Raw genomic sequence first — 24,232 nt, 5'->3', positions numbered from 1 at the left:
TTTACTTAGTTTTGTGGGGTCACGTCCACGATGGGGTGACGCAATTCGCCAATGCCTTCAACCACAGCGTGCACCACGTCACCAGGCCACATCCACTCTTGAGGAGTACGGCCAGCGCCCACGCCTTCTGGGGTGCCAGTAGCGATGATGTCACCGGGTTCCAGCGTGATACCGGCGCTGATGTCAGCGATCAGGTCGTTCACGTTGAACAGCATGTGCTTGGTGTTGGAGCTTTGCTTGGTCACACCGTTCAGAGTCAGGCTCAGGTTCAGGTTGTGAGGATCGGTCAGCTCGTCAGCAGTCACGATAACGGGACCGAAAGGAGCGTAGGTGTCCTGGCCTTTGGAGTAGATCCACTGACCGGCACGACGGCAGTCGCGGGCGCTCACGTCGATCATGACGGAGTAACCGAACACGTACTTCAGAGCGTCTTCTTTAGCCACGCGCTGAGCACGGGTGCCCATGATCACGGCCAGTTCAACTTCCCAGTCCATTTGCTGAGTGATGTTCTTGTTGTGCTCGATGGCATCGCCAGGGCCAACCACGGTGGTTGGTGGCTTGGAGAAAATCACGGGCTGTTTGGGCAGCTCTTTGGAGGTGTCCAGAGTGCGGCTGGATTCGGCCACGTGTTCCACGTAGTTCAAGCCAATACCAAAGATGTTCTTGCGTGGGCGTGGGATAGGAGCCAACAGCTTGACGTTGGCCAGGGGCAGCGCCACACCAAAAGGCATATCGTCGGCGTAGGTTTCCAGCAAGCGAGCCGTGGAGGTCACAGCGGCTGGGCCCAGGTCGATGAAATCGAGCATATTGTCAGGCAGCATGTGGCCTGTGGCGTCGCCCAGGTAACCCAGGTCAACCACCAGATCACCCACAATGGCACCCAAGCGGCCAGCGGCAGCAACTTCACTACGGTACGTTACAAGACGCATTTCTATCTCCAGATTGGGCCATCTTGTGCAGATGGCTTGAATGAATCGGGTCGGCCCGCCTTGGCAGGCCGTCCAAATAGGTTAAACAAGTAGTCTTACAGCAGGACCTGGTGGCCGCCGTTCTCTGCCAGCGCTTCTTCGCGGTACAGATTCAGGGCGCGCATCACGGGCAGGTCGTGGAACGAGAACAGGCAAGCGTCCTCGGACGAAGAACCGTTCACGTGCTCGTGGAACATCCAGGATGGTACGCAGAAAATGTCGCGTTCGCGCCAGTCAAAGCGTTTGCCATTGATGATCGAATAGCCTTCACCCTTGGCGCATTGGTAAATGATGCTGCCGGTGTGACGGTGGGCCTTGGTGTGCTCGCCAGGACGCAGCATTTGCATGCTGGCGCCGATGGTGGCCATGACAGGGCCGCCGGTCAGCGGGTTGATGTAGTCCATGATGACGCCATCAAACGGGCTGCCGTCCGTAACCTTGGCGTAGGCCGACAAGGCTTCGTAAGTAGGCTCCCACTCGTACTTGAGCAGAGGCGAGTACGGTTTTTGCCAATCGTGCAGGGTTGGCTTCAGACCACGGCCGCCCCAGATACCCACCGCGTCGTTGACGGGGTGCGTAATGGCCTGGGCCAGATCCGGGTGAACCGCGTAGAAACCGGCTTCCAGGGCGTTGACCAGTGGAATGTCCAGACCGTCTTGCCAGATGCAGGGCAGGCCATCGGCTTCCACGCCGTGCTCGTGCCAGCAGCCGTTAGGCGTCAGCACGAAATCGTTGGCGCCCAAGGTCATCTTGTGGCCGTCCACGATGGTGTAGGCACCACGGCCTTCCATGATGAAACGCAGGGCCGAGGAGGAGTGTGCATGTGCGGAAGCCGCTTCGCCCGGTTTCATGACCTGCAAACCGGAGTACAGCCAGCCCACCGCCGCCGAGACTTCCTGGCGACCGGGGTTGTTCAGGTAAATCACACGACGACCGGCCTTTTCAGGGCTGACCAGATCCACCGAACGCAACACGTAGTCACGCAGGTCGCGGTAGCGCCACACCACAGGCACGGACTCGGACTTGGGCTCCCAGGGCTCAATCTTGTTCGCCACGGTCCACAGGGCACCGGCTTCAAACTGAGTCAAATCCTGGTAGTACTTCACCAATTCGGGCGTGTCCTCAACATCTGCACGACCGAGCACGCTTTCGCGGTGGGTGTCAAAACGTTCTTCCGACATGATGCTGTCTCCTTTCGTGTTTTATGACTTGGCAGGGCCGTCCTGGGCCACTGGCGCACGTTTGATTTGACGCTGCAACCAGTCCTTGCCCCATTCGTACTGAACGGGCCAGGCCAGGTCGGTGTAACCCAGCTCCGCAGCCTGACGTTGTGGCCAGTTCGCGTCGGCCAGAAAGCCTCGCGACAGGGCGCACAGGTCAGCACGGCCTGCAGCAATAATGCTGTTGGCGTGATCCGCTTCCATGATCGAGCCCACCGCCATGGTGGCGATACCGGCTTCGTTACGGATACGGTCGGAGAATGGCGTCTGGTACATGCGGCCGTAAATTGGCTGCTGCTCCAGCACCACTTCACCCGAGGACACGTCGATCAGATCGGCACCGGCTTGCTTGAACAGGCGTGCAATTTCCACACCATCGTCCGCCGTGTTGCCACCTTCGGCCCAGTCTGTTGCCGAGATACGCACCATGATGGGCTTGTTCTCTGGCCAGACGGCGCGGATAGCCGCAAACACTTCCAGCGGGTAAGCCATGCGATTTTCCAGACTACCACCAAATTCGTCACTACGCTGATTAGTCAGCGGCGAGATGAAGCTGGACAGCAGGTAACCGTGGGCGGCTTGCAATTCGATGCAGTCAAAGCCGGCCTGGTCAGCGCGCTTGGCAGCGGCCACAAAGGCGTCACGGATTTCGTCCATCTGGGCACGAGTGATCTCGGCAGGAACGGCGGTTACGCCAGCCTGGTAAGGCAGGGCAGAAGCCGACACCAAAGGCCAGTTGCCTTCAGCCAGCGGCTTGTTGGCTTTTTCCCAGCCCAACTGCGTCGAACCGCGACGGCCAGCGTGGCCCAGCTGCACACCAATCTTGGCACCCTGTTCGTGGGCGAAAGCCACCACAGGTTTCCAGGCATTGGCCTGCTCGTCGTTCCACAAACCAGTACAACCGGGGGTGACACGACCTTCAGGCGTCACAGCGGTCATTTCAGCCATGATCAGGCCAGCACCACCCATGGCGCGGCTACCGTAATGCACCTGGTGCGTAGCACCGGGCATGCCATCCTTGGCGCTATAAATCAGCGTGGGCGAGAGCACGACACGGTTCTTCAACTGCATATCGCGCAGCTTGAAGGGTGTGAACATGGGCGAAGGGGCTTTTTCACCGTCGGCCAGCGTCATGCCGGCTTCGGTCGCCATCCAGCGCTCGTATTTTTCCAGCCAGGCGGCGTCACGCATACGCATGTTCTCGTGCGAGATGCGCTGCGAACGGGTCAGCATGGAGTAAGTGAACTGCTCGGGCTTCATATTGGCGTAACGGGCCACGTTCTCGAACCATTCGGTCGAGTTGCGGGCAGCGTTCTGAATACGCAATACGTCCACGCTACGAGCGGCTTCGTAATCTTTCAGGGCCTCTTCCATGGACTCGTGGTCCATGTGCTTGGCCAGCGTGATGGCATCTTCCAGGGCCAGCTTGGTGCCGGAGCCGATGGAGAAGTGAGCGGTGTGAGCGGCGTCGCCCATCAGCACCACAGGCACTTGCTTACCGGTGCCGTAATCTTGCCAGTGCACCCACTTGTTGCAGATAACGCGTGGGAAACGGATCCAGATGGCCGAACCGCGCAGGTGGGTGGCGTTACTGATCAGCTTGTTGCCATCCAGGTGGTCGGCAAACAGGTTTTCACAGTAGGCAATGGCCTCTTCCTGCGACATTTCGCCAATACCGGCTTTCTGCCAGGTCTCTTCAGGCGTTTCCACGATGAACGTGGACAGGCCGTCCTGGAAGCGGTAGGCGTGAGCCTGGAACCAGCCGTGCTCGGTTTCAACAAAAATGAAGTTAAAGGCGTCGAACACTTTTTCCGTACCCAGCCACACAAAGCGGCAGTTACGGGTGTCGATATCAGGCTGGTACACGTCTTCGTAGCGGGTACGAACAGCACTGTTGATGCCGTCAGAAGCAATCAGGATATCGGCGTTGTACTTGCGGGCCAGTTCAGCTTCATCCGTGACCACGGTCTCGAACACCAGCTTGACGCCCACTTCTTCACAGCGGGCCTGCAGGATGTTCAGCAATTTCTTGCGACCAATCCCGATAAAGCCATGGCCGCTGGAGCGCACGGCGCTACCTTTGAAATGGCACTCAATGTCGTCCCAGTGGTTGAACGCGTCACCGATGGTCTGCGCGGACACGGGGTCAGCTTCACGCAGGTTTTCCATGGTCGCGTCCGAGAACACCACACCCCAGCCAAAGGTGTCGTACGGTCGGTTACGCTCGACTACAAAAACCTCGTTCTGAGGGTTTTGCAACTTCATCAGCAAACCGAAATACAAGCCGGCTGGGCCTCCGCCAATACATACGATATTCATGATATGTCCGTATGGTCTGAATACATGCTTCTGAGCATAGTATATTTATTAATAAATATTATACAAGTCAACTATTTAAATCAAAAAAAATAGCTGACCTGCACACTGCCTGCTACTACTTCAAACTAGATCAAGCCTTGCTGCTTTCTGGCTGGGCAATCACATACTCTTGCATGGGGTTGCGCAGGAAATCAGGGATAGGAATACCCAGGTGCGTCTCCAACGAGGTGGTCACCACGGTCTGGCGCACTTGCATACGCAACACGCCGTCTTTACCGATGCAGCGCAACAGCAGCTTCAAGGAGCTATTGCCAATGCGTTCCACACCCAGGCTCATCACCACATCATCACCCATACGGCTGATGGACTTGAACTCGGCTTCAATGTGCACCGAGGGCATGCCCACCCGTTTGCTGGCGATCATGTTGTGAAAACCCTCGGGGGTCATGGAGTCGATCCATGCTTCCATCAGGTCGTTAAACATCACAAAGTACTGCGGATAAAAAACGATACCCGCCGGATCGCATTCCGAAAAACGGATGCGATGTTCTTGTTCGTACAGCTTGGAAACCATGTTGTAGACACCTTTTTAGCAAGTGTTTTGTGCGCCTGTTCGTGGCGCTATCCGCATCCTGCCTGGTTCACAGGCCTGGCAGGATGCACCTTATGCTAGCTGGCCGCGCTTTGCAGATGAACCCGTAACAGGCCCAGGTGCTGATGGATGTGCACGACTTCCTCGGTACCCAGTCCTTCAAACATTTCTGCAATCCAGTCGCTGTGGGCCTGGGCCATCGCCTCGAAACTGCTTTTGCCCTTGGGGGTGAGACGCAACACCCAGGCACGTCGGTCAGTGGGGCTGCTCTGGCGAGACACCATGCCCTCGCGGGCCAGCTCGTCAGTCAGTCCGGTAATATTGCCGCCGGTCACCATCAGATAGCGCGACAGCTCGCCCATCTTCAGACCCTGCGGGTAGCGGTACAACTGGGCCATATAGTCAAAACGGGCCAGCGAAATATCAAAATTCTGGCGCAGGCGGCGACGGATTTCGTCCTCGATCTGCTTGGTGCAGGTCAGCATGCGCAACCACAATTTCAGGCTGGCCGGGTCCTTGGGACCGACGCGGCCTTCAAATCCGGCATCGGCCGGCTCTACCAGGAATTCAAGTGCTGCTTCGCTTTGATTCATATTGTTTTTCCCCCAAACTTTGGCTAATTTCAGTTTGACCAACAGCGGGATATTCTTGCTTGAACAAGTGGCCAAGTAGACACGGGATCGTTGGCTTTCAGGGCCTTCTTCGCAGTGCCAATCCGAATTTATATTCTACTATGAATATTTTAGAAATAAAGTATTTGGCGGGATAAAAACGCTTCCTCAAGGGTTTTCACCAAGGCCGCCCGAAAGCGGCCCGGTGTTGCCCTTACACCAGTGCGTACTGGCGCAGTGCTGCCTCCAGCTTCACGCCGTGCTCGTCAGCCAAAGCCGCATCGCGCAGGGCGCCCAAGATGGCAGGCGACAGGGTGCTGGGGTTGCGTTCCAGAGCCGACATCACGGTCTGGTAGTTACGCAAGCCACGGGCATGGGTATCGCCATAGCCTTTGACCAGACGCTGACACTGGGCAATTTCCAGCGCCAGAGCCGGGTGGGCATCGGCAGCCTGTTCGATCTGCTTCAACCAGCCTTCAATACGCTGCTGCTCGGCCTGGTAACGCAGCGTGCGACGACGCCAGCGCTTGAAGCCCGAGAGCAAGTACAAAGGAATAAAACCGCGCACCGAGCTGGTTTGAATCACACGACCAGATTTGGTCTGGGATTTCACCAGCTTGTTGCCCCAGGTAGGACGCATCAACCAACGGCCCACGCTGGCAAACGGCAGGATTTCGCTGATTTCTTCCACACGGGGGTGCATGTATTCGTTGATCGCCACGATCTGGCCGTCGGCAGCGCGCACTTCTTTGTGTACACGGTCAAAACGGCTGGAGCGGGTCTTCAGTTCGGCCACGCGAATGGCGTCCTCGTAGGACATCCACAGCGCCAGATAACGGCCGGTTTCACGGATCAGGGCCACATCGTCAGGACGCGCAAACTGGCTGATCTTTTTCAGGCGGTCCAGGTACAGATTGGCGTAGTTCACGTCCTGGAAGTCCAGAACACGGCGCACACCTTCCACCACGATAGGCTGAGCCTGCGCGGGGACTTCGGCACGGACACGGTCAATCAGCTTGGCTACGGCAGGGTCGCGAGGAGCCAGCGTCGCCATATCAACAGGCTTGTTTTCCGAATCGGCCTTACCAGCATCGCCTTCCGCGACACGGGCGTAAGCGGCACCAAAAGCCTTCAGGCTGGGCTTGACGCCCACACCACCACGCTCGATGGTCTGCTCGAACTGCGAGCGGCTGAAGGGCAGCACGCCGGTGCTGGCCAAGGCGCCAAACAGCACGGCGGAAATCACGCTGCCCGAATCCTCGGCCGCTTTTTCCATATTGAAGTACACAAAACGCTTGGCAGCCTGGGTTGCGTGAGCAATCAGCGCGTTGTCGTCCACACGGCCATCGCCCATGGCCGATTTTTCGGCAATGGAGTAGACGCGGTGAGTCGAGGCGACCAGCGTGGTGCGGTCCTCTGTCACCAGGCCACGTTGTACGGCGCGACCGGCTTCCATCAACTCGGAAGCCAGCACCACGTCCACATCACCGGGCATGGGCATCAGAGCCAGCACAGGTTTTTTGCCATCCACAGCGGCCGAGTGCGGGAACAGTTCCACGTAGTAAATCGTGGCACCGGTACGCTGGGCCACGCCAGGCACCGAGGTAGTCTGTGCAAAGTAGCCGTTTTGTTCGCCCAGGTTGACGATCCAGTCGGCCAACACGCCGCCGCCTTCGCCACCCATGGCCAAAATAGCAATCTTGATTGGTTTGATCTGCATGATAAAAATCTCTACGGGTGTGCTTAGAAGGCCAGACGATCACGACGAGCAGCGTCACGACGCTGCAACCAGCCGATAAAGCCACGGCGGGTTTTTTCGCGGAACTTGTCCCAGCCAGTCGGGTTGCTGACCACTTGTGCACGGTAGAAAGACGGGCACAGAATCGCCGCGTGGGAAACCTCACCACACAGACCGCAACCCACACAACTGTTCATCACGTTCGCCACCGGGTCCTGACGCAGGGCGTCCGGATTGGGGCGAATCGACAGCGAAGGACAACCGGACAAGCGGATGCAGGAGTGATCGCCGGTACATGTGTCCGGGTCCACACCAAAGCGCTCGCGCACCACACGTTCGCCCGCAGCCACGGCTTTACGCACCTGACCTTTCTCGCGACGCTGACGGTTCAACATACATTCACTTTGCGCCACCAGCACTTTCGGACCTTTTTCTTTGGTCGTCAGCGCTTCACGCAGGGTTGCCGTCATGGTCTTCAGGTCGTAGGTGCGACGAATCATGCGCAACCACTCCACACCCACACCACGTGCCGCTTTCTCGATCAGGTGACCGGTACTGCGGGTTTCGTTCTTGGCCTTGGAGGACAGAATGTCCTGACCACCCGTAGCCGCGGTGTAGCTGTTGTCGATCACAATGGTCAGGTTGTCACTGCGGTTGAACACGGCATTGGCAATACCGCTGGTCAAACCGTTGTGCCAGAAACCACCGTCACCCATCACCGAGATCGCACGCTTGTCCGAATCCACGTTCAAGGCAGCCGAACCGGCGCCACCCAGGCCGTAACCCATGGTGGTGTTACCCAGGTTGAAGGGCGGCAAAATGGAGAACAGGTGACAGCCAATGTCGGCCGACACGTGGTGTTCGCCCAGCTCGCGCTCCACCAGCTTCAGTGCGGTAAAGATAGGACGCTCGGGACAGCCGGTACAAAACCCTGGCGGACGGGCATGAACGTTCTCGTCCAGGCTGCCCAAAGGTTGGACTTCAGCGGCTTCCACTTCCACCAGGCTGGCTTGTTCAGCTTTGGGGCGTTCCACGGTCTCGACTTTCATCGGGATCACGCGTGGCTTGCGAGGAGCCAGGGGCTCGACGCGGCCGTATTTTTCCATGAAGGCACGCAGGCCTTTCAACATGGTGGCGGTGTTGTATTCACCGGCCAGTGGCAGCAGATCCTTGCCGTGCAGACTTACGTCCACATTGTGACGACGCACGATGTCGGAGATGTTCTGTTCCACAAAGTTGGGCTGACCTTCTTCCAGCACCAGCACCGCACGCTTGCCTTCACAGAAACGGACGATTTCAGATTCAATCAGCGGGTAAGCCACGTTCATGACGTACATGGGCACTTTGGATTCGCCAAACACGTCGGCCAGATCCAGGTGTTCCAGAGCACGGATCACGGTGTTGTAGCCACCGCCCTGAACGATCAGGCCTACGTCATCGGTGCCATCAGCAAAGAATTCATTCAGCTGACGCTCTTCGATGAACTTGACGGCGTTCGGCCAGCGCTGTTCGATCTTTTCTTTTTCGTGCAGGAAGCTGGCAGGCGGCAACACAATGCGATTGATGTCGCGTGTGGGCTGCTCCATGGCTTCTTTGATGGTGAATTTGGCGCGGCGGTTGTCCGAGGCCACAAACTGACCATGCACGTGACAGGCGCGAATACGCAGCTGCAACATCACGGGGGTGTTGGACGCTTCGGACAGATCAAAGCCGTCTTTTACCGCTTGCACAATACAGGGCAGGTTAGGACGGGGGTCCAGCATCCACATCTGGGATTTCATGGCAAAAGCGTGACTACGCTCCTGCATGATGGACGAGCCTTCACCGTAGTCTTCGCCCACAATGATCAGCGCACCGCCCTTGACCCCACCGGAGGCCAGGTTGGCCAGCGCGTCCGAGGCCACGTTGGTACCCACGGTTGCTTTAAAAGTGATGGCGCCACGCAGCGGGTAGTTAACCGACGCGGCCAGCGTTGCCGCCGCCGTTGCCTCGCTGGCACTGTTTTCAAAACGGATACCGTTTTCTTGCAGGATGTCCTGGGCATCCGCCAGCACGTCCATCAAGTGCGAGATAGGCGCACCCTGGTAGCCGGCCACGTAGGACACGCCCGATTCCAGCAGGGCTTTGGTCACTGCCAGGATGCCTTCGCCACTGAATACGTCTCCATCACCCAGGCGCAGCTTTTTGACTTCTTCGACAAACGATCGCTCAGCCATTTTTCTTTCCTTACTTACCGCTCATTGTGAACATGGTATTTATTTTCATCTGAATATGTTTATATCTCAACATATCCATCCTCATGGTTTTCCCTAGTAAAGTCAGCAAATTATTTGCGACACGCAAACGAACAGCTTGGTTATAGTGAGCCCTGTTGCCGCCTTGCGGCACCCATTAGCCTGTAATGACAATAAGCACCATGAGCCCCACCGAACACGACACCGTCTTTGTCGAAAACTACCTGCCCGCCTTGTTGGCCCAGGCCAGCCAGCTGATCTCTGCCGAGTTCCACGAAGTGGTGCTGAGCAACGGTTTGTCCATTTCCGAATGGCGTGTCCTGTCCACCCTGTCCGGCGCGGGCGAGGTCAGCATCGGCCACCTGGCTCGTATTGCCACCACCAAACAACCCACCGTGACCCGTTTGCTGGACCGGCTGGAAAAACAGGGCTTGCTGCGTCGCGTGGCCCACGATGTGGACCGCCGCATCACGCTGGTGCGCATTACCGAGGAAGGCCAAACCCTGATCTCAGGTCTGATTGCCAAGGCTCGCCTGCACGAACAGGAAGTGGTGCAGCGCCTGCAACCACTGGACGTCAATGCCCTCAAGACCACCTTGCGGCGCCTGATCTCCGAGCAGCACGACTACAACGATCAGTAAAACGCAGCGAATCCCGTCGCACTATTGGTTCAAACCCTGCTTGGTTTGAACCGCAGCCGGTTTTAAAAAAGCAGCACACCCGCCTGTGATCCAGCTACAGGCAGGTGTGCCCGCCGGGGGATACCAAAGCCTTATTCAGGCTGGATACCCAAGGTAGGAATCAACTCGGAATAGACTTTGGAGTCGTTCTGCACGCGCTCCAGCGTCTGGGCAGGGGTGGTGAAGAACTGGGCCAGACCCCGGCTCTTGAAGGCGGCCTGCATCTCGGGCGTCTTCAGGGCGGCATCGACCTGTTCCTGAATCTCTTTCACAGTGTCATCGGGCGTGGTGCCGGGGGCAAACAGCGCAAACGTCGTGGTTGGAATGCTGTTGGCATGGCCGCCTGCTTCCTGCACGGTCGGCACATTGGGCAGCAATTCGGTACGTTTGTCCGAGCCTACGGCCAGGATGCGCACTTTGCCGCCATCCACGTGCTGGGACGCCAGAATACCGCCGACCAGCATGGCATCCGTCTCACCGCCCAGAATGGCATTAGTGGCCGGGGCCATGCCCTTGTACGGGATGTAGGTGAAATTCACCCCTTCTTCACGGGCCAGCAAGCCCATGCCCAGGTGCGTGACGTGTCCACGGCCGCCTGTGCCCACATTGGTGTCGCCATTGGCTTTCTTGGCCTGGGCGATGAATTCCTTGTAGTCCTTGGCCGGGAAATCATTACGCACCAGCAGGTACAGGTTCACACCGGCTACCGTTGTGACCGGCTTCAGGTCCTTTTCCCATTTGTAGGGCAGGTTGTTGTACAGCAGCGGGTTGGTGGAGACTGCCAGGCTATCGACCATCAGCAGGGAAGCACCGTCGCCCTTGGCTTTGGCGATATTGTCGGTGCCGATAATGGCGTTGGCGCCCGGACGGTTCTCGATCACAAAGACCTTGCCGGTGGCCTTGTTCAGATGCACACCCAGATCGCGGGCCAGAATGTCCGGCTCGGTGCCGGGTGGGTAAGGGACCACAATACGAACCTGATCCGTGGTCGGCCAGGCGGCCTGAGCCATCATCGGGGCCAAAGCACCTACGCCTGCCAACAACAGGGCCAGCGTCGTATTTTTAAGCTGCTTCATTTGTCCACTCCTTATCGTTATTGATTGCGGCCCGCCACCGATTGGTAGCCCCCCGCAGCGCATCTACCATCGTCCAATCAAGATATTCATCATGCGCTCATGCGCATTGGTACGATCCTCTACCGCGGCCCAGCTCTCGCTGGCACGCCCTTTCAGGGTGTCATGCCAGTCCAGCAGGCCTTCTTTCATACGCCGACAAACCGCTGCATACGCCGGGTCTGCGCCCAGGTCGTGCAGCTCGTCAGGGTCTTGCTTCAAATCGAACAGTTGTGGCCGGTAACCCTGCCAGTGCATGTATTTATACTCGCCATCGCGCAACATCAGGCCCCGGCATTCATCCACGCCACGACCCAGAATCTGGCGGGCTTCCCGATAGGCGTAATCCAGGCTGGCCACGGTGTACTCACGCGCCCAGTCGGACTGGCCGTGCAAAAGGGGAATCAGGGAACGACCTTCCACCCGGTGTTCCTGGGCAGGCAGGTGCAAGGCATCCAGAATCGTGGGGGTGACATCCACGCACTCCACAAAGGCATCGCTGCTTTGGCCACGTGTGGCATTCGCTGAGGCCCGTGGGTCAACCACGATCAGCGGAACGCGAATGGCGTTTTCAAAGAAGTACTCTTTTTCGCCCAGCCAGTGATCGCCCAGCAAATCGCCATGATCGGAGCTGAAAATAATCAGGGTGTCTTTCAGGCGGTCCTGCTGCTCCAGCATGTTCAGCAAACGGCCGACTTCATCGTCAATCTGCTGCACCAGGCCCATATAGACAGGCTTGAGCGTGCGCCAGACCTCATCCTGGGCAAAGGACTGTGACTCTTCGTGCTGCTGATAGGCCGCGTGCACCGGGTGTGCATTCTGGCGCTCGTGCTCCGCACGCAAGGGCGTACAGGCATCTTCCGCGCCAAAGCGGTCGTGGTAGGGCGCGGGCGCTTTGTAAGGCCAGTGCGGTTTGATGAAAGACAGGTGCAGGGCCCAGGGCTCTTCACCTTTGTCCGTGATGAAATCCATGGCCCGCTGGGTGAAGTAGGCGGTTTCCGAGTCCTGCGCCTGCACTCGTGCAGGCAGGCTGGCATTGCGCATGTACCAACCGGAGGCGAACTGGCCCTGGGCATCCTGACTGCCAATCACATAGTCTTCCCAGGGACGCTCGCTGTCGTAACCCTGAGCCTGCAAATACTGGCGGTACTCGCTATCCGGGCCCATTTCAAAGTGACCGTCGTAGCGCTCAATCGCGGTAAAGCCGCCTTGCCAGAAACGCTCGGCCCCCTCGGGCTGCACCTGAAAGCGCCGGGCATTGGCCCCGGCCGGGTCCGGCACGTGGTGAGTCTTGCCCAGCAGATGGCAGTCTCGCCCGGACTGGGCCAGATAATCGCCCAGATACAGCTCGTCGATAGGATGAGGGACGCGGTTCCAGCTAACCCGGTGCGACAAGGGATAGCGGCCGGTGTAATACGAGGCCCGCGAGGGGCCACAGACGGCAGAGTTCACATAGGCGCGATCAAAGCGCACACCCATGGCGGCCAGACGATCCAGATTGGGCGTCTTCAATGCACCGCCAGGGGCATAACAGGACAGGTGGTCCGCACGTAACTGATCACACATGATGAACAGCACATTCTTGATCTCTAAAGACACCTGGCTGGGATGAGCCTGATCCATGTCCGCCTCGAAAAAACCGGGCCGGGCCCGTGTATAACCCGGCATCACAAAAGGAGTAGGCCATGTGTAAGCAAATGCATAACAGACCCGCTTATGTTCCAGATTATTACCGTAGTCTGAGAATAATTTTTGAATAATCTGATGGTTTAGGTATAAACCAGTAGACCGGAGCCATGCCCGCTGTTGCTCGCCACTGACAGGCCAGAGCGTGGTTAGAATAGAGAACCAACAACTCCGTTTTTACGAGGGCACATGAATAGTCTAAGACGCATGCTGCAAATTCTGGACTTGTACGGTGCACACACGCCGGTTCTGGATGTGGAGACCATCTGCACCCGCCTGAGCTACCCTCCCGCCACCACCTATCGCTATCTGAAAGAGCTATGCAATAGCGGCCTGTTGATCCGCAGCCCAGAAGGCTACGCTCCCGGGCCCCGGTTTATAGAAATGGATTTACTGATCCGCGAATTTGATCCGCTGGTCAGCCGCTGTCGTCCCCTGTTGCGCTCGCTGGTCGAGCAGACCGGGCTGGACGTCCTGATTGGCCAGCAATATGGCGAACGCATTTTGACCACCCATCAGGAAACCGGGCCGGAGCGTTTCGAGCTGCTGTTTGGCCGGGGCCGCACCATGGATATGTTCCGCAGTTCCACGGCACGTATCGTCACGGCTTACCTGCCCACCCGCCATCTGCGCCGTCTGTACGAGAAGAATCAGGAAATTGATTATGTACAGCGCCTGGGCAAGGAATGGCCAGCCTTCTCCGCCCATATGCAGGAGCTGCGCCGTGCAGGCTATTGCATCACCAAGGAGCAGATCAATCCGGGCATAGGCGGCATTTCCGCGCCTATTTTTGACGATGCCAAACGGATTTTCGGCAGCCTGACCTTGCTGGGCACGCTGGAACGCTTTGAGGCCATCAACCCCGAGGCACTGGCCAGCCTGATCCAACCCGCTGCACGCGCCGTTAGCCGCGCTCTGGCACAAGTCTGAGGACTGGGTGCCCACAAGGACCAAGCCGCGCCTGATCAAGCATCAGTACGCGGCTTTGTCTTGGGCGGGTTTAGAACCGAACGGATTTAGCACTAAGCCCGCTGCAGCCGCACCAGCCGATCACACACCCTGTCTACGGCTTTGATTTCCGCTGCTCCTGTTTCCGACCTTTCTTTTTCTCCGGCTCCGTCGCTTTCACCGGCGGGTGGTTCACCACTCCAAACGGAATATGCACGGAAGGCAAAGTCTGCGCGGTAGGAATCAGGTGCGTGGTCTGGTCATCAAAGAAGATATGCGGCTGCAAGACTTCCAGCACCCGCCGTTTTTCGATGCCGCCCAGAAAGAAAGCCTCATTCACCTCAATACCCCAGCTACGGATGGTATTGATGACGCGCTCGTGAGCCGGGGCATTGCGCGCCGTCACAATCGCAATCCGCAGGCGCGGCACATAGCTGGCATCCTGCTCCTGACGCTGCTGCTCCACTTCCTGAATATGCGCCAATTTCAGCAAAAACGCCTGTAACAGGCCCGGATTATGCGGTTTTTGCACCAAACGCACTTCATGCTCGAAAAAAGCCGGCAAGCCGCCTTCCTGCTGATACACACGTTCGGACTCGTCGTCCGCAATCACCCCATCAAAGTCGAAGGCCACGCGGATGGGCTGGTCGTCGTAAGCATCCTCGTAAGAGGAATTCAGCACCTGACCTGCGGGATAGCCTTGCTGCACCGCCCGATGCACATCCTCCTGATTGGCCGACAGGAACAGGCTGATGGATAGCGGCTGAATATAAGGGCTGGGGTCGCCCCCTTGCAAAAACACCGCCCGCGTAATGTCCAGATCATGATGGCGAATGGAATTCATCACCCGCAAACCCGTATTGGGATCGTTACGGGACAGCAGCACCACCTCGACCAAGGGATCGTCGGGCGACAGATCATTCAGGGCCAGCAAGCGCCGGATGAAGGAAAAGGCCACACCTGGCTTCAGGGGCTCGTGCTCGCGCGCCAGCTGGTAATCGCGATAAGCCGCCTCACCTTGCTCCAGAAAGACCTGATGGGACTGGCTCAGATCAAACAAAGCGCTGGAAGCCAACCCAATCACCAGCCGTTTCTCCAGGTCATACGCCATGCACCGCTCCCCAAATCCGCAAAAAAAACAGCATACCAAAACGACAAGCCAGTTCTGGTACTACCCAAGCAGAACAAAGCCTACTAAAGTGCAAACACTATCACCTTCGTGAAATCGTGCCACCATGCAAGCCTCCAAACGCTATACCCTTGTCCTGGGCAATCCCCACTATTCGTCCTGGTCCCTACGCCCTTGGCTACTGATGAGCCACCTGGGCATGGACTTTGATGTGCGATGGTTCAATTTCGGCCCTCCCTTCAGCACCCTGGCTTTTCACGAAATGGCCCCGGCCGGTCAGGTACCCGTGCTGCATGCCAATGGGCAAATCATTTGGGACAGCCTGGCCATTGCCGAATACCTGGCTGAACAGCATCCCGGCGTCTGGCCGATTGACCCCGTGGCCCGTGCCTGGGCTCGCAGCGCCAGCGCGGAAATGCACGCCAACTTTTCCTCGCTGCGAAATCTTTGCCCCTTTGCCGTCGCCCTGCGTGCCCACCACCATCAGCACGACATGCGCCTGCAAGGCGAGCTGGAGCGTCTGCAAACCATCTGGCAAGAAGGCTTGAGCCGTTTTGGTGGCCCTTTCCTGGCCGGAGAGCGATTCAGCGCAGTCGATGCCTTTTACGCCCCCGTGGTGTTTCGCCTGCAAACCTATGGTCTGAAGCTGGACGAGGCCTGTCAGGACTACATGAACCGCATACTGGAACTGCCTGCCATGCAGCGCTGGCACCAGATGGCCTGTCAGGACACCTGGCGCGACCCGGACCACGAAGCCGAAATCCTGCGTGTGGCTGATATACATCTGGATTTACGCCAGCCAGCCTAGTGTCAGCGAATTGCCATGTCAGTGCAGGCACGAAAGAGTATCCTTGATGGTCCCGAATGATTTCGCTGTCAAGGATTGCGCCGCATGGGCGATACGTACTTTCGCACTACAAACTACCATTTCACCGATCTGGACCCTCAGGCACAGGACGCCTATGTAGGCTCGCTGGCTGAACAAGCCCGAGCCAACAGCGCCTGTTTACGCTTCGATGTATTGCGCAAAGACCAGCCCCCAGGACAATGGGTGCTGCATGAAAGCTGGCGAGACTCCCAAAGCTGCAAGGACTTTCACGCCAGCGCCCCCGCCCAGACCCTGCAAAAAGCACGGGTCGAACAAAATCTGAACCATCCGGCCCAGCAAGCGGGCGCTGACAAGCCGGCGGCTGCACGCCCGTCGGGCAAGAAAAGCAAGTGGGACCCGTACGTGTGGATCAGTATCGCCATGTGTATCGGGGTGATGGGCACGGCCTTGGCCAGCCCCTTGTACCCGTTGTACCAGGACCGTTGGGAACTGAACGCCAGCCATATCACCCAGCTGTATGTAGCCTATATGGCCGCCGGTTTGACGGGCCTGCTGTTCCTGGGCCGCCTGAGCGACATGAAAGGCTTTATGCCCGTGCTGCGTACCGGCCTGATTCTGGTAACCAGCGGCGTGACCCTGTCCGCCTTTGCCTGGGACGTGGGCAGCTTCCTGTTCAGCCGCATCATGATCGGGATGGCCTCCAGCATGATTGTGACCTCGGCCTCCATCGGCCTGGGGCAATTCAACCGGGGCGGAGACGTACAACGCGCGGCGGCCACCACCTCGCTGATGCTGGCCTTTGGTTTTGGCCTGGGCCCGGTCGTAGGCGGCCTGATTGCACAATGGGTCCCGAATCCGCTGTTCTCCAGCTACATCCCCTCCATGGCGCTGGGCGTGCTGGCCATCTATGCCCTGTTTCAGATCAAGCCCATTGCCAGCAAGCAGCCTGTGCCACAAAAGACCAGCTGGCGCACCTGGATGCCGCGCCTGACGCTGCCGGCTACCCATCTGCGCCGGCCCTATCTGATTGGCTGTCTGTCTGCCTGTTGCGCCTTTGCCATGTTCAGTCTGTTTGCCTCGCTGGCACCCAGCTTCATGGCACAAATGGTGCCTTGGCACGGCCCGGCCACCAGCGGCTTTTCCATCGGGATCATTCTGTTCCTGTCCTCGGGCTTCCAACTGCTGATCCGCCGCTGGCCCGCCAAGCGTAGCGTCATTGTGGGGCTGCTGTCCTTCACCCTGGCCTGTATCGCCTTGCTGATCAATCTGTGGGCCAGCTCCTCGCTGCTGTTCATTCTGTGCGTGCTGCTGACCGCCTTTGGTCATGGCCTGTGCATGTACGGCGGCATGTCCATCGTGCAGCGTGTCTCACCTCCGCATCAACGTGCCGGTCTGACGTCCACCTACCTGATCACCGGCTATCTGGGCGCCATTCTGCCTATTTTGGGCCTGGGCTGGCTGGCCGACCACTTGGGTCTGGACCAGGGCCTGATGATCTTCTGCAGCCTGATCGCCACTGCCGCGCTGATAATTTCCATCATCGCCTACCTGACACCCGTCCTGCACAAGCCCGCCACCGCGGCCTGAGCAGACTCTCCAGCAAGCCGCCGCCCCTGGCCGCGGCTTGCCGTCCCCGTATATTCCCCTAGTCAATTTCAGCCCCGAACTAGGGTTAGACCTGAAAAAGAAACGCCCCTACCCTCAGTAGAATAAAAGCCGCTCCACACGCTTGGCAGTAATTAGCGACCGGACCAAAGTATTGCCCACAAGAATAAGTAATCCTTATCAAGGAGGCATCATGGCTGTTGCATTAAACAAGCTGTTGGTCAGTCTTACTGCGGCTCTGGCCTGCTCGGTCACCGCACAGGCAGCAGATTACCCGGATCACCCCATCAATATGGTTGTGCCCTTTGCGGCAGGCGGCCCCACGGACAACGTGGCCCGTGCGCTGGCCGAGGCCATGCGTCCCGTTTTGGGCGAGACCATCGTGGTGGAAAACAAGGGCGGGGCAGGTGGCTCCATTGGCACCGCCCAGGTTGCCCGCGCCAAACCGGATGGCTACAACATACTGCTGATGCACATCGGCTTTTCCACCGCTCCTTCGCTGTACAAAAAGCCCGGCTACGACGCCATCAATGGCATGTCCCCCATCGGTCTGGTGGTGGACGTTCCCATGACCATCATTGCCCGCGAGGACTTCCCGCCCAACAACATCCAGGAACTGGTGCAGTACCTGAAGGACAACCAGGACAAGGTTTCGCTAGCTAACGCCGGGATTGGCGCAGCCAGCCACCTGTGCGGCACCATGTTCACCGAAGCACTGGGTATTGAACTGCTGACCGTGCCCTACAAAGGCACGGCCCCGGCCATTGCGGATCTGATGGGCAAGCAGGTGGACATCATGTGTGACCAAACCACCAACACCACCCAGCAAATCAAATCCGGCAAGGTCAAAGTCTATGCGGTGACCAGCCGCGAACGCGTCCCGACCTTCCCGGACGTACCCACCATGCAGGAGTCCGGTTTCAAGGACTTTGAAGTCGGTATCTGGCACGGCATGTGGGCACCGAAAGACACACCCCAGCCTGTCGTGGACACCCTGGTGAAAGCGTTGCAAGCGGGCATGGCCGACAAGGACTTCCAGAGCCGCATGGCCACCCTGGGAGCAACGGTCATGGAAAAAGAAGCCAACCCGGCCGCCTTGCAGGCCAAGGTGGAGCAACAAGTGCCCCAATGGGCCGCATTGTTCAAGAAAGTGGGCGTAGAGCCCCAATAAAACCTGTTAGCCCAAAGGCTTTTGAAAAGGACGCTTAGGCGTCCTTTTTTTCGACTAGCGGAATTGCCTGTCGTAGCAGTGAGTCGCCTGCTCGGATGACGAAAAAATAATGCCTCGTCAGGCTCCCGACGACTCAAGAGAGCCCGATCAAGAAAGGCTCTGACTCAATGGCTCAAGAAAATCCGGCCAAGAGAGGCCCTGACTCATCAAGTTTTAATCCGTCTTGCGAACCGCCGCATCCAAAGCCTGCAATCGCGCCCAAAGCTCCTGGGAATCCAGATCCTGCGTGATCAATACCATGCGCCCTTGCTGATCCGGCCACGGCCGCTGCGGCACAGCCTGCCAAGGGTAGGACTGATGCTGAACGGCATGAATTACCTGTGGCTGGTCCATACCTTGTACGGGCAGAACCGCCTTCAGGCGCAAGAGACGCGGGCCTGCCCACTGGCACAGATCCGATAGCCAGGATTGCAGCTTGTCGGCAGGCAGAGGCTGAGGGAACAGAGCGCTTAACGAGTAGATTGAGTCTCCATGACGGGAGACATCCGGCGTGCTGACTGCAGGCGTTTCTGGACTCTTTCCATGGAGGTGGGCGGACCCAGGACTGTTGCTGTTGCTGTTGCTGTTGCTGTTGCTGTTGCTGTTGCTGTTGCTGTTGCTGTTGCTGTTGCTGTTGCTGTTGCTGTTGCCAGCCATGGTACCCGTGCCGTGGCTATGGCTATGGCTATGCACATAATCGTGATCGTGATCGTGATCGTGATCGTGATCGTGATCGTGATCGTGATCGTGATCGCCAATATCTTGCCCCAGCACCTCGAAAGCTTCCAGGCTCCAGGCCCGTCCTTGCCCGGCTTGCTCGCCCAAGCCCAAGAGACTGGGCGCAACAGGCTGCGAGGCGGTCAAGATCTGCTGCTGCGCCAAAGGATTCAAGCCACGCACGCATTCACGCAGCGCCGTTTCAGTCCCTGCATCCACCCGATCGCGCTTGCTGAACAACAGCAGATCCGCCACGGCCACCTGTCGCTGCGCCTCGGCATGGCGGGCCAGGGTTTCCAGCCCATGTTCCAGATCCACCACCGTCACCACACCCGCCAGACTGTACTTCCCGGCTAATTGCGGATCGCTTAACAAGGTATGCAAGATAGGCGCAGGGTTGGCCAGCCCGGTTGTCTCAATCAGTACCCGTCGAAACTGCCGCTGACCTGCACGCGAAAAGCGCCAGGTAATGTCACGCAAGGTCTGCACCAGATCGCGCCGTATGGTGCAGCACAGGCAACCACTGCCCATGGCCTCGATCACATTTTCCTGGCTGTGCGCCACCAGATGATGGTCCAGCGCCGTCTGCCCGAACTCATTGATGATGACCAGCGTCTCGGCCATCTGCGCCTCTTGCAAAGCGCGGTTCAGCAACGTGGTTTTGCCGCTGCCTAGAAAACCGGTCAGCAAGGTGACCGGAATAGGCGCGGATTTGGCACCCGTTTTCATACTCCTGCTACCTGTAAAACATGAACGCCCATGATCAACGCACGCGTTTGCGCCATTGATTGAGCCAGCTATAAGCACTGACCAGCGTAATGCCCATCAGCACCAGCAAGGCCCCGGTGACAAAGCGCGGCTCGATTGTTTCACCCAGCAAGAACGCACCGAACAGCACCCCGAACAGGGGAGTGGCAAAGGAAAACACCCCCAGACGCGATGCCTGATACTGGCGCAGCAACCAGAACCAGACCAGAAAGCTCAAGAACGCCACCACCACGGACTGGAATACCAGGCTGGCGCCCAGCAAACCTGACCAATGTATCTCGGTTTGCCCGGTCAGGCCCGCGGCCACCATCAGAATCACAAAAGCGCTGAACAGCTGATAGAGCAAGGCTTCCGAAGGCGGGACGGCAGACAGGCGCGTGCTACGGATCAGCACGGTAGTAAAGCCCCACAAGGCTCCGGCCGCCAAGGCCATCAAATCCCCAATCAACATGCGGCCCAGATTGGCCCCATCCATACTGGCCGGCCCCAAAAAAGTAATGGCAATACCGGCCACCGCCAGCCCGATCCCCACCCATTGCAGGCGGGCCAGACGCTCGGACGGCAGGAGTATATGCAGGCCCAAAGCCGCAAACACGGGCGCGGTATATAAAAACACCACTACGTGCGCTGCCGAGGTAAAGCGCAGGCTCTCACCCAGCAGCAAATACTCCAGCGCAAACAGCAAACCGGCCATCAGCCCCGGCTTCCAGGCCCCTTCCGTAAAGGCCAGCTTGTGCGTGCGCACCAGAACCAGCAGGGCCACCAGCACACAGGCCACGCCCGAGCGCAAACCGATCTGAAAAATAGGTGCCATGTCATTGGCCGTGGCCTTGAGCAAGATCTGCTGAAAGCTCCAGATCAGGCACAAGACCAGCATGGCACTGCTGGCCAGCGCATCCAGCGGTTTACGTTCTTCGCTCATGGTTTTTTTATCCGAAAAATAGCGTGCGTTCCCCTATGACCGAACAGGGTCAGAGGGGGTCGCAAAAATTGATTATCCGTGAAATTTCCCCGAATCCAAACGGGGCAGAAATTTCTTTACCCTCGGATAAGCCTTAATTGATATATCAAAAAGCTCTCCCTAGAATCATTTAAGCCTAAAAAATAGGAAAGGGCTTGGGAGACAGACATGACGCTTAGCAATACCGACCGGGTACGAATCGAACTGGAGCACCGCATTGCCAGCGGTGATCTGCCGCCGGGCAGCGCCATTGATGAATCCTTGCTGTGCACGTTTTTCCGGGTATCACGCACCCCGGTGCGCGAAGCCTTGCTGCAGCTGGCGGCTACCGGGCAAGTGCGCATCGCCCCGCGTGCCGGGATTTTTGTCACCCAGCACACGATTGAAGAGCTGGAAGAAATGCTGGAAACCCTGGCCTTGCTGGAAGGCGCCTGTACCCAGCTGGCGGCCTACCGCATCAGCAATGCCCAGATTCGCGAACTGGAGCGTTTGCAAAAGCGTGGTGCCAAGGCCCTGCAGGAAAAAAGCCTGGCTGACTACGCCACGTACAACGCCGAACTGCACGCCCTGATTCACAGCATTGCCGGCAATACCTTCATGGTGCAGCAAATTGAACACCTGCGCCGTCTGACCAACCCTTACCGCCACCGCCATCTGGATCAGGAAAACCGCATGGAGCAGTCCTGGCATGAACATCAGGCACTGACCCAGGCCCTGGCCCAGCGCGACGGCCCCAGCGCCATGCAGGCAGCGGCCAGCCATGTGCTGTCCGGGGCCGAATCCCTGCGCCGTGTCGCCCAAGCCCATCCCGAGAAATGGGAGTTCGACAAGCGCGAGCGCTATAGCTGGCTAAATGCCCAGCTCAACCCTTTAGCCGGGTTTTATATGCGGCACTGAATTAATAATTAGCTAAAAAACTACCACTCATACCGAGGAGACTTTCTCATGTTTGCAAGCCGTTTCACACGGCGTGCGCTGGCTGCGCTCGCCCTGACATTAAGCCCTGTGGCCGCCCTACACGCTGCCGAACCCATTCGCCTGGTCGTGGGTTTTGCGCCCGGCGGCGGGGTCGACACCCTGGCCCGCGTCACCGCCCAGGCCTTGAGCAAAGAGCTGGACCGCACCGTGATTGTGGAAAACAAATCCGGCGCAGGCGGCACCATTTCGGCCGACTACGTGTCCAAATCCCAGGCCGATGGCAACACGCTGCTGTTTGCCGATACCTCCTTGCTGGTCGCCCCTTATATTTACCCGGCGCTGCGCTACGACTTGCAGCGTGACTTCGCCCCTATCGGCATGGTGGGCCAGTCTGATCTGGCTCTGGCCGTTCCGGGTGACAGCCCTGTCAAAACCGTGGCCGAATTGATCGAAGCCATCCGCAAGGCGCCTCCTCAAACCGAAACCTTTGCCTCGGTGGGCGTAGGCTCGGTGCACCATCTGGGTGGCGAGCTGTTTGCCTTGCAGACCAAAACCGAGCTGGTTCACGTACCGTATCGCGGTGGCGCACCGGCCAGCCAGGCTCTGGCTGCAGGTGAAGTGTCCATGTCCTTTGCCAGCCTGGCCTCTTCGATTGGCCTGGCCAACTCCGGCCGCATCCGCTTGCTGGCCACCTTGTCCGAGCGCCGCTTCCCCGGCATGCCCGACCTGCCCAGCGTCTCGGAAACACTGCCCGGCTATAGCGTGACACCGTCGCTATTCATGCTGGCCCCACAAAACGTGGACCCAGCCCTGATCGCCACCGTCAGCAAGGCGCTGGAAAACAGCATGCAGCAAAAACAGGTGCAGGAGGCCTTCCTGGCCCAGGGTTCGGTAGCGGGCTATCAGGATGCCCAGGCCACCGAAAAATGGCTGGGTGAAGAAACAGAACGCTGGGCCAACGTCATCAAGACCGCCCAACTCGACTTTAAACAATGAAATAAGCAGCTACTGTTATGACGACTGACAACTCTGGCGCCCAGCGCCCCGTTCTGGGCTTGATCGTGCCTCCCGCCGCCGGTCTGGTGCCTCCGGAAGGCCCGGAAATGTACCCGGAAATTGACTTCATCGCCCAAGGTCTGGCCCTAAGTTCGGTGGACAAGGAAGGCTATGACCAGGTCATCGACCAGGTGGTGGAAGCCGCCCGGAAACTGGCCGCCCGGGGTGCCCAGGCCGTGTCCCTGATGGGTACCTCGCTGAGCTTTTACCGTGGCTCGGACTTTAACGAGGAACTGGTGGCCCGCCTGCGTGAATCCACGGGCCTGCCATGCTCCACCATGAGCCATGCCATCTTGCGCGGCCTGCGTGTCAGCGGCATTGAACGGGTGGCGGTCGCGTCCTCCTATATTGATGACGTAAACCAGCGTCTGGTCCGCTTTCTGGCCCAGAACCAGATTCAGGCCGTCTGCGCCTATGGTTTGGGCGTCAATGACGTCACGGCCATGGCAAAAATCAGCACGCAAGAGCTGGTCGATCTGTGCCTGAAAACCTGGGACATCGCCCAGGAGCAGGCTCCCGGTCAGGCACAAGGTTTGCTGCTGTCTTGCGGTGGTCTGGTATCGCTGGAAGCTGTGCGTCAGGTCGAGGACAAGTTGGGTGTCACCGTCGTGTCCAGTTCCCCCGCCGGTTTCTGGGATCTGGTGGCAACCGCTGGCCTGGATTTATTTCCACAACAAGCCGGCCGTTTGGCACGCGAGCGCCAAATGGTCTGAGCATTGGTCTGCGCAAAGGGCGGCCCCTGAACCGGCTGCCAAATTTCCCCGCGCAGATTTTCAAGAGCAGCTTTTGAGCTGCTCTTTTTTTTTGCCCCGCCATAGAGGAAAGCACTAAATTTCATAACGATTTTCGAAATAAATCAAAATAAATAACAAAAAATCAAAAGTGATAATTGATTTAAAAATCACAAAAGAAGATTAAAAAATTCACGAAA

The 24,232-nt window shown here is 58.1% G+C and carries 20 protein-coding genes and 1 pseudogene; 9 read left to right on the top strand and 12 right to left on the bottom strand.

Features of this window, described 5'->3' with window-relative positions:
* Positions 1-5 precede the first annotated feature (5 nt).
* The 7 genes from DUD43_RS00320 to DUD43_RS00290 form a co-directional block, all read right to left on the bottom strand.
* Positions 6-929 carry a fumarylacetoacetate hydrolase family protein gene (locus DUD43_RS00320; RefSeq protein WP_153228670.1) on the bottom strand — a complete coding sequence of 308 codons (924 nt, stop codon included), beginning with the start codon at positions 927-929 and terminating at the stop codon, positions 6-8.
* 95 nt (positions 930-1,024) lie between these two features.
* A complete protein-coding gene (locus DUD43_RS00315) occupies positions 1,025-2,149 on the bottom strand; it encodes a cupin domain-containing protein (RefSeq protein WP_153228669.1) in 1,125 nt (374 codons plus the stop codon).
* Positions 2,150-2,170: 21 nt separating this feature from the next.
* Positions 2,171-4,507, bottom strand: a complete 2,337-nt coding sequence (locus tag DUD43_RS00310; protein ID WP_153228668.1) for a bifunctional salicylyl-CoA 5-hydroxylase/oxidoreductase — start codon at positions 4,505-4,507, stop codon at positions 2,171-2,173.
* Positions 4,508-4,637: 130 nt separating this feature from the next.
* Positions 4,638-5,081: an acyl-CoA thioesterase gene (locus tag DUD43_RS00305; protein WP_035269363.1), complete on the bottom strand. Its 444-nt coding sequence runs from the start codon at positions 5,079-5,081 to the stop codon at positions 4,638-4,640.
* Between the two features lie 95 nt (positions 5,082-5,176).
* Positions 5,177-5,692, bottom strand: coding sequence for a MarR family winged helix-turn-helix transcriptional regulator (locus tag DUD43_RS00300; RefSeq protein WP_052362948.1), 516 nt, complete (start codon positions 5,690-5,692; stop codon positions 5,177-5,179).
* Positions 5,693-5,924: 232 nt separating this feature from the next.
* Positions 5,925-7,430 carry an indolepyruvate oxidoreductase subunit beta family protein gene (locus DUD43_RS00295; RefSeq protein WP_153228667.1) on the bottom strand — a complete coding sequence of 502 codons (1,506 nt, stop codon included), beginning with the start codon at positions 7,428-7,430 and terminating at the stop codon, positions 5,925-5,927.
* 23 nt (positions 7,431-7,453) lie between these two features.
* Positions 7,454-9,664 carry an indolepyruvate ferredoxin oxidoreductase subunit alpha gene (locus tag DUD43_RS00290; RefSeq protein ID WP_153228666.1) on the bottom strand — a complete coding sequence of 737 codons (2,211 nt, stop codon included), beginning with the start codon at positions 9,662-9,664 and terminating at the stop codon, positions 7,454-7,456.
* A gap of 200 nt (positions 9,665-9,864) precedes the next feature.
* On the opposite strand from DUD43_RS00290, the gene DUD43_RS00285 reads away from it, so the two are divergent.
* A complete protein-coding gene (locus DUD43_RS00285; protein ID WP_121737629.1) occupies positions 9,865-10,323 on the top strand; it encodes a MarR family winged helix-turn-helix transcriptional regulator in 459 nt (152 codons plus the stop codon).
* 131 nt (positions 10,324-10,454) lie between these two features.
* On the opposite strand, the gene DUD43_RS00280 is transcribed toward DUD43_RS00285, so the two are convergent.
* Both DUD43_RS00280 and DUD43_RS00275 read right to left on the bottom strand, forming a co-directional pair.
* A complete protein-coding gene (locus DUD43_RS00280) occupies positions 10,455-11,438 on the bottom strand; it encodes a Bug family tripartite tricarboxylate transporter substrate binding protein (RefSeq protein ID WP_153228665.1) in 984 nt (327 codons plus the stop codon).
* A 63-nt stretch (positions 11,439-11,501) separates the two neighbouring features.
* Positions 11,502-13,097, bottom strand: coding sequence for a sulfatase-like hydrolase/transferase (locus DUD43_RS00275; protein ID WP_153228664.1), 1,596 nt, complete (start codon positions 13,095-13,097; stop codon positions 11,502-11,504).
* 252 nt (positions 13,098-13,349) lie between these two features.
* Here DUD43_RS00275 and DUD43_RS00270 point away from each other — a divergent pair, with 252 nt between their 5' ends.
* Entirely contained in the window at positions 13,350-14,090 is a 741-nt protein-coding gene (locus tag DUD43_RS00270; protein ID WP_153228663.1) for an IclR family transcriptional regulator, read from the top strand.
* Positions 14,091-14,223: 133 nt separating this feature from the next.
* On the opposite strand, the gene DUD43_RS00265 is transcribed toward DUD43_RS00270, so the two are convergent.
* Positions 14,224-15,219, bottom strand: coding sequence for a 5'-nucleotidase (locus tag DUD43_RS00265; RefSeq protein ID WP_153228662.1), 996 nt, complete (start codon positions 15,217-15,219; stop codon positions 14,224-14,226).
* Between the two features lie 124 nt (positions 15,220-15,343).
* Between DUD43_RS00265 and DUD43_RS00260 the strand changes: the two genes are divergently transcribed.
* From DUD43_RS00260 to DUD43_RS00250, 4 genes and pseudogenes are all read left to right on the top strand, one after another.
* A complete protein-coding gene (locus DUD43_RS00260) occupies positions 15,344-16,045 on the top strand; it encodes a glutathione S-transferase family protein (protein WP_153228661.1) in 702 nt (233 codons plus the stop codon).
* Positions 16,046-16,129: 84 nt separating this feature from the next.
* Positions 16,130-16,354: pseudogene (locus tag DUD43_RS19390) on the top strand (antibiotic biosynthesis monooxygenase); the annotation flags it as partial.
* A gap of 132 nt (positions 16,355-16,486) precedes the next feature.
* Positions 16,487-17,653, top strand: a complete 1,167-nt coding sequence (locus DUD43_RS00255) for an MFS transporter (RefSeq protein ID WP_035274944.1) — start codon at positions 16,487-16,489, stop codon at positions 17,651-17,653.
* Between the two features lie 211 nt (positions 17,654-17,864).
* The gene (locus tag DUD43_RS00250) at positions 17,865-18,842 is read left to right on the top strand and encodes a tripartite tricarboxylate transporter substrate binding protein BugD (RefSeq protein ID WP_153228659.1); all 978 of its coding nucleotides are present in this window, start codon (positions 17,865-17,867) and stop codon (positions 18,840-18,842) included.
* 213 nt (positions 18,843-19,055) lie between these two features.
* Here the strand turns inward: DUD43_RS00250 and DUD43_RS00245 are convergent, their stop codons facing one another.
* Both DUD43_RS00245 and DUD43_RS00240 read right to left on the bottom strand, forming a co-directional pair.
* Positions 19,056-20,327, bottom strand: coding sequence for a CobW family GTP-binding protein (locus DUD43_RS00245; protein WP_153228658.1), 1,272 nt, complete (start codon positions 20,325-20,327; stop codon positions 19,056-19,058).
* Between the two features lie 34 nt (positions 20,328-20,361).
* Positions 20,362-21,288, bottom strand: coding sequence for a DMT family transporter (locus DUD43_RS00240; protein WP_153228657.1), 927 nt, complete (start codon positions 21,286-21,288; stop codon positions 20,362-20,364).
* Positions 21,289-21,495: 207 nt separating this feature from the next.
* Here DUD43_RS00240 and DUD43_RS00235 point away from each other — a divergent pair, with 207 nt between their 5' ends.
* Genes DUD43_RS00235 through DUD43_RS00225 form a run of 3 tightly spaced genes read left to right on the top strand, consistent with a single transcriptional unit; the run spans position 21,496 to position 24,014 of the window.
* Positions 21,496-22,224 carry a GntR family transcriptional regulator gene (locus tag DUD43_RS00235; protein ID WP_026483950.1) on the top strand — a complete coding sequence of 243 codons (729 nt, stop codon included), beginning with the start codon at positions 21,496-21,498 and terminating at the stop codon, positions 22,222-22,224.
* A 48-nt stretch (positions 22,225-22,272) separates the two neighbouring features.
* On the top strand, positions 22,273-23,241 hold the full coding sequence (locus DUD43_RS00230) for a Bug family tripartite tricarboxylate transporter substrate binding protein (RefSeq protein ID WP_153228656.1): 969 nt from the start codon (positions 22,273-22,275) through the stop codon (positions 23,239-23,241).
* 17 nt (positions 23,242-23,258) lie between these two features.
* A complete protein-coding gene (locus tag DUD43_RS00225; protein WP_153228655.1) occupies positions 23,259-24,014 on the top strand; it encodes an arylmalonate decarboxylase in 756 nt (251 codons plus the stop codon).
* Positions 24,015-24,232: the final 218 nt, after the last annotated feature.

The sequence above is a fragment of the Alcaligenes faecalis genome, assembly GCF_009497775.1.
Taxonomy (GTDB): Bacteria; Pseudomonadota; Gammaproteobacteria; order Burkholderiales; family Burkholderiaceae_B; genus Alcaligenes; species Alcaligenes faecalis_D.
This window is presented reverse-complemented; position numbering and strand designations above follow the sequence as displayed.

Excerpts from the sequence above, each read along its gene's own strand:
- DUD43_RS00225 (WP_153228655.1), top strand. The coding sequence starts at position 23,259 with ATGACGACTGACAACTCTGGCGCCCAGCGCCCCGTTCTGGGCTTGATC.
- DUD43_RS00255 (WP_035274944.1), top strand. The coding sequence starts at position 16,487 with ATGTGTATCGGGGTGATGGGCACGGCCTTGGCCAGCCCCTTGTACCCG.
- DUD43_RS00300 (WP_052362948.1), bottom strand. The coding sequence starts at position 5,692 with ATGAATCAAAGCGAAGCAGCACTTGAATTCCTGGTAGAGCCGGCCGAT.
- DUD43_RS00295 (WP_153228667.1), bottom strand. The coding sequence starts at position 7,430 with ATGCAGATCAAACCAATCAAGATTGCTATTTTGGCCATGGGTGGCGAA.
- DUD43_RS00320 (WP_153228670.1), bottom strand. The coding sequence starts at position 929 with ATGCGTCTTGTAACGTACCGTAGTGAAGTTGCTGCCGCTGGCCGCTTG.
- DUD43_RS00315 (WP_153228669.1), bottom strand. The coding sequence starts at position 2,149 with ATGTCGGAAGAACGTTTTGACACCCACCGCGAAAGCGTGCTCGGTCGT.
- DUD43_RS00230 (WP_153228656.1), top strand. The coding sequence starts at position 22,273 with ATGTTTGCAAGCCGTTTCACACGGCGTGCGCTGGCTGCGCTCGCCCTG.
- DUD43_RS00270 (WP_153228663.1), top strand. The coding sequence starts at position 13,350 with ATGAATAGTCTAAGACGCATGCTGCAAATTCTGGACTTGTACGGTGCA.
- DUD43_RS00290 (WP_153228666.1), bottom strand. The coding sequence starts at position 9,664 with ATGGCTGAGCGATCGTTTGTCGAAGAAGTCAAAAAGCTGCGCCTGGGT.
- DUD43_RS00275 (WP_153228664.1), bottom strand. The coding sequence starts at position 13,097 with ATGGATCAGGCTCATCCCAGCCAGGTGTCTTTAGAGATCAAGAATGTG.
- DUD43_RS00280 (WP_153228665.1), bottom strand. The coding sequence starts at position 11,438 with ATGAAGCAGCTTAAAAATACGACGCTGGCCCTGTTGTTGGCAGGCGTA.
- DUD43_RS00285 (WP_121737629.1), top strand. The coding sequence starts at position 9,865 with ATGAGCCCCACCGAACACGACACCGTCTTTGTCGAAAACTACCTGCCC.
- DUD43_RS00305 (WP_035269363.1), bottom strand. The coding sequence starts at position 5,081 with ATGGTTTCCAAGCTGTACGAACAAGAACATCGCATCCGTTTTTCGGAA.
- DUD43_RS00245 (WP_153228658.1), bottom strand. The coding sequence starts at position 20,327 with ATGAAAACGGGTGCCAAATCCGCGCCTATTCCGGTCACCTTGCTGACC.
- DUD43_RS00240 (WP_153228657.1), bottom strand. The coding sequence starts at position 21,288 with ATGAGCGAAGAACGTAAACCGCTGGATGCGCTGGCCAGCAGTGCCATG.
- DUD43_RS00310 (WP_153228668.1), bottom strand. The coding sequence starts at position 4,507 with ATGAATATCGTATGTATTGGCGGAGGCCCAGCCGGCTTGTATTTCGGT.
- DUD43_RS00265 (WP_153228662.1), bottom strand. The coding sequence starts at position 15,219 with ATGGCGTATGACCTGGAGAAACGGCTGGTGATTGGGTTGGCTTCCAGC.
- DUD43_RS00260 (WP_153228661.1), top strand. The coding sequence starts at position 15,344 with ATGCAAGCCTCCAAACGCTATACCCTTGTCCTGGGCAATCCCCACTAT.
- DUD43_RS00250 (WP_153228659.1), top strand. The coding sequence starts at position 17,865 with ATGGCTGTTGCATTAAACAAGCTGTTGGTCAGTCTTACTGCGGCTCTG.
- DUD43_RS00235 (WP_026483950.1), top strand. The coding sequence starts at position 21,496 with ATGACGCTTAGCAATACCGACCGGGTACGAATCGAACTGGAGCACCGC.